This window comes from Sphingomonas sp. 2SG (assembly GCF_005503285.1).
Taxonomy (GTDB): Bacteria; Pseudomonadota; Alphaproteobacteria; order Sphingomonadales; family Sphingomonadaceae; genus Sphingomonas; species Sphingomonas taxi.
Genome location: NZ_SCMZ01000044.1, coordinates 22,610 through 32,084, shown reverse-complemented (window position 1 = coordinate 32,084; position 9,475 = coordinate 22,610). Strand labels below are relative to the sequence as shown.

Below are 9,475 nucleotides of genomic sequence, written 5' to 3'. Positions count from 1 at the left end.
CCCTACAACCCCCGCACGCCCGCCCGCGCGCGCCGCCCGAGCATCAGCTCGCTCAGCGCCCACACCAGAGCGTCCGCCCGGTCCGGCGAACGCCCCGGCCCGTGATAGCCGCCCCCCGCGACCAGCCCGCACATCTCGTCCTCCAGCGCGGCGAACCGGCCGCAATGCCGCACCCGGTCGCGCTCGTAGAGCGTCGCCACCGGCTCGGCGCGCGCCACCTTGCCGCGGCTCGCGTGCACCAGCGTCACCGGCAAAGCGACGTCCGCGGCGAGCAGCACCGATCGCACCATCGTCCCGCCCTGATTGGCCTCCGCCACCACCCGGTCGGCACGATGCCGCGCCGCGCAAGCCGCCACCGCGCGCGCCCAGCCCTCCGGCGATGCCGCCGCGACGCTCGCATCCTCCAGCACGTAAGCGAGGCCATTGGCGTCGCGCCCGACCGCGACGATCCCGCAGGCATCGCCCGTGCCGGCGTCGCTGCCCGCCGGCGGGTCGACGCCGATCACGACGCGCACCAGCCCCTCGGGCGCGACGCCGCGGCTCGCCTCGATCCGCGCCCGCGACCACAAGGCACCGGCGAGGTCCTCGATCATCTCGCCGTCCAGCTCCTGCCGGCCCAGCCGCGTACCGCCATAGGCCTCCTCGACGTGATTGACGAAGACCGCGGGCAGGAACGGATTGTCGCGCGTCGCCCCGCGCGTCTCGACCAGCCCGCGCGTGCGCAGCAGCCGCTTCATCAGCGCGGTCGGCCGCGGCGTCGTCGTGACCACCACCCGCGGCTGCACGCCACGCCGCAGCCCCATCAGCAGATTGTCCCAGGCGGCATCGCCGCGCCGCCATTTCGCCAGCTCGTCGCACCAGGCGGCGCTGTGTTCGGGACCGCGCAGCTGATCGGGCGCATCCGCCGAATAGATCCGTGCCATCGCGCCATTGGGCCAGTGAATCTCGCCCCGCGACACCGTATAGCGCGGCGTCTGTCCGGTCTTGGCGACGGCGCGCAGCCCGCTCGGCCCCTCGATCATCACCCGGCGCACGTCCGCCGCGGTCGCGCCGACCAGCGCGATCTGCGCCTCGCCGTCGGCACCGGCGACCGCGGTCACCCATTCCGCGCCGGCGCGCGTCTTGCCGAAGCCGCGCCCGGCGCGGATCAGCCAGATCCGCCAATCGCCCGCCGCCGGCGGCGCCTGCCCGTCCTGCGCCCAGCCGCCCACCCAGCGCTCCGCGACTTCGCGCCGCACCGGCCTCGGCAGCGAGCGGACCAGCCAGGTACGCTCCGCTTCGGACAGTCCGGCGAGCGTCGCGATGATATCGCTCGTCGCCTCGCTCATGCCGCCGTCTCGCCCTGCTTGCGCTTGGCGAGCACCGCGAGCCGCCGGAGGATCAGCGCGTCGCTTTCCTCGCGCGTCGTCACCTGTCGCGGCGGTTTGCCGCGCTGCTCGCGCCCGGCCCGCCGCTGGTCGTGCCAGACGAGCAGCCGCAGCCCATGCTCCCAGTCAAAGCGGCCCGTGCCGGTGTCCGCCGCCGCCGCATCGCCCCCCGACAGGACATAGGCCATCGCCTGCGTCTCGATCGTCAGATAGCCCGCGTCGAGCGCCGCGCGCCAGGCGGCGCGGAAGGCGGCGTTGGTCCGCTGCCGGTAATAGGCCTGCGCCGGATCGATCCCGATCCGGCGCGCCGCCGCGCTGATGTTTCCGGTGCGCGACAGATGATCCATGAACGCGCCGGTCAGCGCCGCCGTCCACCGCAGGCGTCGCCCGCGCTCGGGCAGCACGATCGCGATCGTCTCGCGCCGATCGCACGTCGCCCCGTCTTGGTGTGCCGCGATACGCTCCGCCATCGTCCGCCCCCCGTTCGCCGAAACGCGATCGGGCCGGCAGCGACGAGGCATCCACCCCGACCGCTCCGGCCCGACCCGCAATTCCTCATCGTTCCCGTTATGTACCCGGAGAGCGTGACGATGTCAAGCCTTTTGTACCAAATAGGATAGTGCTATTTTCATACGTGCTCGTACTTTTGCACTGGGTGAAGCTGAAAGCGGTAACATGCGATAATCACACGCATTCGCGCATCGACCTGTCCAACAAATTGTGTCACAAACGGGTGTATCGCAGCACAGGATGTGTCTGCCGGACCGTCGTCTTGCGCAATTCTGCACCCGCCATGGTTCCCGGCACATCGATCAGGACGGGCCATTCGGCAATGACCAACCATCGTACATCGCTGAATGGAAAAGGCTTTTTATGAGGATGGCATTGGGTCCGGCTGCGCATGGCCTGATCGGCCGCGACCTCACCGTGATCGAGGTCGATTCGGCCTATGAGACGATTCTCGGCCTGCCGCGCGACGCGCTCGTCGGCCGCTCGGTGTTGGACACGCTCGCCGACGGCGACCGCAAGGCCGGCGAGCGGCAATTGCAGCATATCCTCGACACCGGCGAGGCGCGCTTCTTCACCCAGCGCCACGTCCGTGCCGACGGCAGCGCGCTCTGGGTCAATCTGCACGTCTCGCGCATGGGCCTCGGCGACGACCGCCGCCTGGTTGTGACGTGCCAGCCGCTGCGCGAACAGACCACCTCGCCCTCGACCGTCGAATCGCAATGGCGGATGGCGCGGCTGCTGCTCAGCGCGATCCGCAGCGGCAAGCAATCCTTCGGCCAGGCGCTCATCGGCAACCCCGCGACCGAGATCCTGCTCAGCGCCTATGTGGCGGAGGCGGAGGCCAAGGCGATCCTGGGCGGCGAGGTCGCGGAACGGATCGCGGTCGACTGGCAGCTCGCGCGCCGCTGGCTGCTCGCGCTCGGCAACGCCGGCTTCATCGAGCTGGAACGGCCCGGCCCGATCATGGCGGACACGCCGATCCGGCTCAGCCCACAGGCACTGACGATGTTGGAAGCGATCTTCGGCTCGCTCCTCGCCGTCGCGCAGGGCGCGCCAGTGGAGGCCTAGGATCGACGTCCGTTCAAATCCTCCCGCGCCAGGGGAAGGAAGTAATGAAGATCGCCGCTCCTGCCTGTTCAGCGCGACCGCATCGCGGCCCGCGACCGCAACGCCAGCCGCGCCCGCGCCAGCCATCCACGCGGCACGGGCTCCCGCTGCTGATCGCCCGGCAGCGGCTCGAATTCATGCGGTTCGAACGGTACGTGCGCCAGATCGAGCATCAGGCCGGTGACGTCCTTCGACAGGCTGGCATGGTTGTCGGCATCGAATGTCGCACGCAAGGCCTGACCCAGCGGCTGCAACTTGGCATCCTGCCCGCGCCACCGCTCGTCGTCTTCATCCTTGCCGATGCCGCTGCCGTCCATGATTGCCGCCCTCGTCCATCACCCCAACGAACGGCGCGGCCACTGGTTCAGTCGCGGGATGCCGGCCCTTCCGGTGGTTCGCCGGCACCGTCATCGTCCCCGCCGGATGCATCGCCGTCGGCCACCGCCGCCTCGCCGCCGCCGTAGCAGCGGTCGAGATAATGGTTGGCGATGATGTAGTGCGCACGGACCGCTTCGGGGTGGGTGGCGCGCTGCGCCAGCTCCAGTTCGGTCTCCGCCCGTGCATAGAAATAAGTCGTGTCGTCGCGCATGTCCGTGGCTTTCAGGCGATACGTAGATCGCGAAGTCTATAGGGTGGCGGCCGCGCCGCCGATCAATGGCAGCGCCGCTGCGGCAGCGTCGATCCGCCCGATCGGGTCAACGGCTCGCCGCATCGGCGAGACCCGCCCAGGCGGCGATCTCCGCATCGGCATGGCCATGGACGACCAGCTCGCCCGCACGCTCCGCCGCCAGGTCGACCGTCACCGTGCCGCGCCATTCCCACGTCGCATTGCCCGACAGGCTGACCATCGCATCGCGCGCCACCTGCGCGCGCACCAGCCCGCCCTTGTTGAAGACGGTGATCGGCGCGTCATACGCCAACCGCCCGGTCAGGCACGCGGCGAAGGCGGAGGCCGCCATCGCGCTGCCGCAGCTGTCGGTCAGGCCGACGCCGCGCTCGAACGTCCGCACGAACAGATCCGCCCCGCGCACCTCGACGAACGATACGTTGGCACGATTGGGCAGCCAGTCCGGCGCCGCCTCGCACACATGGCCCAGCGCGACCAGCTCCGCCTCGTCGACGCGATCGACGAAGGTCACCAGATGCGGATTGGGCATCGCGACCGCGGTGAACAGCCGCTCACTTCCCAGCGGCGGCACGACCGCCTCGACGATCCGCGCGCCCGCGCCGTGCAGCGGCCAGGCGGCGGCGTCGAGCCCCGCCGGCCCCGCCGTCTCGCGCACCGTATAAACGCCCGGCGCCAAATCGGCATCGCGCACCACCGCCGCGCTCGACGTCTTCAGCTTCACCTGCGCCGCCTCGATCCCCAGCGCCTCGAAGCCCAGCCGCGCCACGCAGCGCAGCCCGTTGAGGCACGTCTCCGCCTCGCTCCCGTCCGAATTCAGCATCACCATGGAAAACTGATGATTTTCAGCGCCTTGGCCGAGCAAAAGCAGACCGTCACCGCCCACCGGTCCACGGCGGTCGGCGAGCGCCCGTGCCACCGCCGCCCATTCGGCAGCGGACAGATCGAGCGCGCGCGCGTCGATCAACGGAAAATCATTGCCCGAGCCATGGCATTTCACGAAATCGAACTGCACCACATCCATCCCACTGCCGCCCTTATGGGCCGCTTATGTTCTCGTCCGGCGGCGCCGATACACCCGCGGTGCCGGTCACGGCAAACGATAATGATCCGCCAACCGGTCGAGCGCCAGCGTCAGCACCAGCCGTCCGGCGCGCGCCGGCCAGCCCAGCGCCTTCTCCGCGGCGGGCAGCCCCTCGCCAGCGCAGATCACCCGCCACGCGACATCGGCGAGGCCCTTGCCCGCCGCGGCGAGCGCGGCGTCGAACCGCCGCTTGGCGGCGATCTGCGCGGTCGTCGGGTCGAGCCCCGAGCCGCCACCGCCGTCGACGCGCGCCGCCCAGCGCATCGTCACCCGCGGCCCGAGCGCCGCCGTCTCGTAATCGCCGCGCAACCGCTCCCCCGCCTCGAACTGGCGCGCATCGACCAGCCCGCGCGCGCGCAACCAGCCCAAGGGCGATTCGGCGAGGTTCACCGTCACGCTGCGCCCCGTGCCTGCCGTCCGCTCGACCAATTCCCGCATCGTCGCCTCCATCCGAGTCGCAAACCGGCTTGCCACAACGTCAGCTTTGTAGGACAGAGAAATAACCGCAGCGGTTAGGACGCAGAGATGATCACGGCCATTCGAGAGGTGCGTAGAGCGAAGAACCTGACCCTCGAGGAGGTCGCCCGCCGCTGCGTCCCGCCGACGACCGCGCAGACCATCGGCCGGCTCGAGACCGGCACGCGCACCGTCTCGGTGGCGTGGCTCAACCGCATCGCCGCCGCGCTGGAGGTCGCGCCCGCCGATCTCGTCACGCTCCCCGACCGCGCGACACTGCCCGTCGCCGCGACGCTCGACGCCGAGGGCGCGCACGCCCCGCGCCAGCCGCTCACGCTCGTCCCGCCGCAGCCCGCCCCCGGCGGCGTCGCGATCAGCGTCACCGGCAGCATCGGCGACTATCGCGCCGGCGACGCGCTATGGTGCGACCTGCGCGCACCCGAGCATTTCGGCCAGGCGCTCAACCGCGACGTCCTCGTCCCCCTCCCCGCCGGCCGCTTCCTTTTCGCCCGCCTGATCGGCCGCGACGGCGACGCGCTGCTGCTCCTCCCGCTAACCCCCAACGCACGTCCGACGTCGATCACGTCACCAGCGTGGTTGGCACAAGCCTCGCGACTGATCCGGACGTTGTAAGATTCGCGTGAAGTCACAGCCTGTTACGCACCCCCCAAAAATACCGTTTGCCCTGAGCCTGTCGAAGGGCAGGTAGGACTCAGGCCCTTCGACAAGCTCAGGGCAAGCGGGGATGGCGGCCGACAAGGCTGACCGGGCGCGATTGCGCCTCTGCAAAATGCTGCTTCTCCTTCGCGTCTTCGCGTCTTCGCGCGAACCAGACCTTCTGGAACAGCGACCCGCTTTAGCTGCACCGCAACATCTGCTACAGGCGCGCCTATGCTCAACCTCAACGGCATCACCGTGCGCCTCGGCGGCCGCACGATCCTCGACGGCGCGACCGCGGCGCTGCCGCCCGGCGGGCGGATCGGGCTGATCGGCCGCAACGGCGCCGGCAAGTCTACGCTCGTCCGCGTCATCGCCGGCATGCTCGAACCCGACGACGGCTCGGCCGACATGCCGAAAGGCGCGCGCCTCGGCTATATCGCGCAGGAGGCGCCCTCCGGCACCGCGACGCCGTTCGAGACGGTGCTCGCCGCCGACAAGGAGCGCGCCGCGCTGATGATCGAATCGGAGACGAGCGAGGACCCCGACCGGCTCGGCGACGTCTACGAGCGCCTCATCGCGATTGACGCCTATACCGCGCCGATGCGCGCCGCGCAGATCCTGCTCGGCCTCGGCTTCGACGAGGACATGCAGCAGCGCCCGCTCGACAGTTTCTCGGGCGGCTGGAAGATGCGCGTCGCGCTCGCCGCCTTGCTCTTCTCGCAGCCCGACCTGCTGCTGCTCGACGAGCCCTCCAACCACCTTGATCTCGAGGCGGTGATGTGGCTCGAGGATTTCCTCGTCAACTACAAGGCGACGATCGTCGTCGTCAGCCACGAGCGCGACTTCCTCAACAACGTGGTGGACAATATCCTCCACCTCCAGAACGGCAAGATCACGCTCTACGCAGGCGGCTACGACAGTTTCGAGCGCCAGCGCGCCGAGCGGATGGCGCAGCTCGCCGCCGCCAAGGCCAATCAGGACGCGCAACGCGCCAAGCTCCAGGATTACGTCGCGCGCAATTCGGCGCGCGCGTCGACCGCCAAACAGGCGCAGAGCCGGCAGAAGATGCTCGCCAAGATGCAGCCGATCGCCGAGCTCGCCAACGATCCGTCGCTGTCGTTCGACTTCCCCGATCCCAGCGAATTGCGCCCGCCGCTCATCACGCTCGACATGGCGAGCGTCGGCTATGCCGAGACGCCGATCCTCAAGCGGCTCAACATGCGACTCGACCCCGACGATCGCGTCGCGCTGCTCGGCCGCAACGGCAACGGCAAGACCACGCTCGCCCGCCTGCTCGCCGCGCAGCTCGCGCCGATGGACGGCGAGATGAACGCTTCCGGTAAAATGAAGGTCGGCTATTTCACCCAGTACCAGGTGGAGGAACTCGACGCCGACGACACGCCGCTCGAACATATGACCCGCATCATGCGCGGCGCCAGCCCCGCCGCGGTGCGCGCGCAGCTCGGCCGCTTCGGCTTCTCAGGCGACAAGGCGGTTGGCAAGGTCGGCAAGATGTCGGGCGGCGAGAAGGCGCGGCTCGCGCTGGCGCTCATCACCCGCGACGCGCCGCATATGCTGATTTTGGACGAGCCGACCAACCACCTCGACGTCGACGCGCGCGAGGCGCTGATCCAGGCGCTCAATTCCTATACCGGCGCGGTCGTGCTGGTCAGCCACGATCGCCACATGCTCGAGATGACCGCCGACCGGCTGGTGCTGGTCGACGGCGGCACCGCGAAGGAGTTCGACGGCAGCCTCGACGATTACATCGCCTTTGTATTGGCGGGCGACAAACAGCCCGAGGCCAAGGGCAAATCGGGGGCGAAGAAGGAGAAGGGCAAGCCGATCGACCGCGACGCCGACAAGGCGCGCCGGAAGACGATCCGCGACTGCGAGGCGGAGATCGCCAAGCTCACCACCGACCGCAACGCAATCGACCGCGCGATGTTCGATCCCAAGACCGCCGAACCGCGCTACGCCAAGCTGGCGATGGGCGAATTGATGAAGCGCCGCGCCGACGTGCAGGCGCAGATCGAGGCGGCGGAAGCAACGTGGCTCGAAGCGACCGAGGCGCTGGAGACGGCTTAAGGGAGCGCCTGCTACGTAAGGTTGCAGGACGGTCACGACGGCATCGAACGCGCGAAGCATCCGCGGCGTGTCAGGCGTGCGCTATCCTCCCGTCACCCCGGCCTTGTGCCGGGGTCCCGCTTCTTTCTCATCGGTGACGAAAAACGGGATGCCGGATCAAGTCTGGCATGACGGACGGATGACAGCAGCTCCATGACATCGCAGCCAACCCATGCTACTCGTCATCTCCGATCGGTGGTCGGCCGCACCGTTTGCCTCGCGCAACATCGCGGTTGCACTTAAATCCTTCCAATCATAAGCAACTTCCCGGTTGCGACAGGCGCAACCGAAAGGTTGCCGATGCCTCCCTCCACGCCGATGCCAAAGCCGGTGCAGGCCGCCCGCCTCTTCGCGGCGCTATCGGACCCCACGCGGCTGTCGCTGCTCATCATCCTGCGCAGCGGCCCCGGCCGCTCGATCGCACGGCTGTCCACCAATGCCGGCATGACGCGCCAGGCAGTCACCAAGCATCTGCGCGTGCTCGAAGACGCCGGCCTCGTCACCGTCGAACGGCTCGGTCGCGAGACCCATTACCGCAGCAAGCCCGGTGCGCTCGACGTCGCGCGTCGCACGCTGGACGCCATCGCCGGCGATTGGGCGGCGCTCCGCCCCCCGCCCGCCGCGGGCTGACGATCCCGGGCAAGAAAAAGGCGCGGGAGTCGCCCCCCGCGCCGTCCGCATGTCCTGAGGCAACGCTCAGCCCTCGACGTCGTCCTCACCCGCGGCATCCGCGGCCGGCCGCTCGAACCATGCCTCGACCTCGCCCGACAGCTTCAGCGTCAGCGGACGGCCGTGGCGGTCGACCTTCTTGCCCAAGGCGACGCGGATCCAGCCGGCGGGGCGGTCATATTCCTCGACGTCGCGGCGCTCGGCGCCCTTGAAGCGGATGCCGATGCCGCGCTCCAGCGCGGCCTGGTCGAAATAGGGGCTCGACGGATCGGTCGACAGGCGATCGGGGGGCGTATCGGTCATGGCGCCGCGCTTAGCGGCATCGCCCCGGCCCCGCTACGAAAAAGCGGCGCGGACAAGATGTCCGCGCCGCCTTCCCGACGAAACTGCCGCAAGCGTCAGTAGCCGTAACCATATCCGTAGCGCGGGCCGTAATCATAATAGCGCTCGCGGACCACCACGCGCGGCGGCGGGGGCGGCGGCGCGTAATATTCGTCCCGATAAACCACCCGCGGCGGCGGCGGCGGCGCATCGTAATAATAGCCGCGGTCATAATAGCGATCGCGGTTGCTGCCCGCGACCGCCGCACCGATGCCGAGCCCGACGATGCCGCCGAGCAACGCACCCGCCGCGACGCTGCCGCCGTTGCCACGGTGGTAATGGCGATAGCCGCCCCAACGCTGCGCATCCGCCGGCGCGGCGGCCGTCAGCGCGGTCGCGGCAAGCGCGATCCCCAGACCTGCTTTCTTCAACATCGCATTCATCACGTCGAACCTCCTCTAACACGACGCTCGGAGTATCTGGTCCAAACGCACAGAGCGGCGAGCGTGTTGCATGTCGTTTAGGCGAGTCGGGCTGAACCGAGCCGGA

12 protein-coding genes are annotated in these 9,475 nt (G+C 69.3%); 4 read left to right on the top strand and 8 right to left on the bottom strand.

What is annotated here, in order from left to right; genetic code table 11:
- Nucleotides 1–2 precede the first annotated feature (2 nt).
- Both FFS23_RS15740 and FFS23_RS15735 read right to left on the bottom strand, forming a co-directional pair.
- A complete protein-coding gene (locus tag FFS23_RS15740; protein WP_137899341.1) occupies nucleotides 3–1,328 on the bottom strand; it encodes a DNA-packaging protein in 1,326 nt (441 codons plus the stop codon).
- A complete protein-coding gene (locus FFS23_RS15735) occupies nucleotides 1,325–1,837 on the bottom strand; it encodes a hypothetical protein (protein WP_249340713.1) in 513 nt (170 codons plus the stop codon). The genes FFS23_RS15740 and FFS23_RS15735 overlap by 4 nt, the downstream gene beginning before the upstream one ends.
- A 409-nt stretch (nucleotides 1,838–2,246) precedes the next feature.
- On the opposite strand from FFS23_RS15735, the gene FFS23_RS15730 reads away from it, so the two are divergent.
- The gene (locus FFS23_RS15730; protein WP_171009520.1) at nucleotides 2,247–2,945 is read left to right on the top strand and encodes a PAS domain-containing protein; all 699 of its coding nucleotides are present in this window, start codon (nucleotides 2,247–2,249) and stop codon (nucleotides 2,943–2,945) included.
- A 68-nt stretch (nucleotides 2,946–3,013) separates the two neighbouring features.
- On the opposite strand, the gene FFS23_RS15725 is transcribed toward FFS23_RS15730, so the two are convergent.
- The 4 genes from FFS23_RS15725 to FFS23_RS15710 form a co-directional block, all read right to left on the bottom strand.
- Nucleotides 3,014–3,301, bottom strand: coding sequence for a hypothetical protein (locus FFS23_RS15725; protein ID WP_249340712.1), 288 nt, complete (start codon nucleotides 3,299–3,301; stop codon nucleotides 3,014–3,016).
- Nucleotides 3,302–3,348: 47 nt separating this feature from the next.
- Nucleotides 3,349–3,573 carry a hypothetical protein gene (locus FFS23_RS15720; RefSeq protein WP_137899339.1) on the bottom strand — a complete coding sequence of 75 codons (225 nt, stop codon included), beginning with the start codon at nucleotides 3,571–3,573 and terminating at the stop codon, nucleotides 3,349–3,351.
- Nucleotides 3,574–3,679: 106 nt separating this feature from the next.
- A complete protein-coding gene (dapF, locus tag FFS23_RS15715; protein WP_171009519.1) occupies nucleotides 3,680–4,624 on the bottom strand; it encodes a diaminopimelate epimerase in 945 nt (314 codons plus the stop codon).
- A 75-nt stretch (nucleotides 4,625–4,699) separates the two neighbouring features.
- The gene (locus FFS23_RS15710; protein ID WP_137899337.1) at nucleotides 4,700–5,131 is read right to left on the bottom strand and encodes a DUF6456 domain-containing protein; all 432 of its coding nucleotides are present in this window, start codon (nucleotides 5,129–5,131) and stop codon (nucleotides 4,700–4,702) included.
- 87 nt (nucleotides 5,132–5,218) lie between these two features.
- On the opposite strand from FFS23_RS15710, the gene FFS23_RS15705 reads away from it, so the two are divergent.
- The 3 genes from FFS23_RS15705 to FFS23_RS15695 all read left to right on the top strand — a co-directional run bounded on the left by FFS23_RS15705 (nucleotide 5,219) and on the right by FFS23_RS15695 (nucleotide 8,566).
- A complete protein-coding gene (locus FFS23_RS15705) occupies nucleotides 5,219–5,782 on the top strand; it encodes a helix-turn-helix domain-containing protein (RefSeq protein WP_137899336.1) in 564 nt (187 codons plus the stop codon).
- 258 nt (nucleotides 5,783–6,040) lie between these two features.
- Nucleotides 6,041–7,897, top strand: a complete 1,857-nt coding sequence (locus tag FFS23_RS15700; RefSeq protein WP_038665165.1) for an ABC-F family ATP-binding cassette domain-containing protein — start codon at nucleotides 6,041–6,043, stop codon at nucleotides 7,895–7,897.
- Between the two features lie 339 nt (nucleotides 7,898–8,236).
- Entirely contained in the window at nucleotides 8,237–8,566 is a 330-nt protein-coding gene (locus FFS23_RS15695) for an ArsR/SmtB family transcription factor (RefSeq protein ID WP_171009518.1), read from the top strand.
- Between the two features lie 66 nt (nucleotides 8,567–8,632).
- On the opposite strand, the gene FFS23_RS15690 is transcribed toward FFS23_RS15695, so the two are convergent.
- Entirely contained in the window at nucleotides 8,633–8,908 is a 276-nt protein-coding gene (locus FFS23_RS15690) for a DUF3297 family protein (RefSeq protein ID WP_137899334.1), read from the bottom strand.
- 95 nt (nucleotides 8,909–9,003) lie between these two features.
- Nucleotides 9,004–9,369: a hypothetical protein gene (locus FFS23_RS15685; RefSeq protein ID WP_038665156.1), complete on the bottom strand. Its 366-nt coding sequence runs from the start codon at nucleotides 9,367–9,369 to the stop codon at nucleotides 9,004–9,006.
- Between the last annotated feature and the right edge of the window lie 106 nt (nucleotides 9,370–9,475).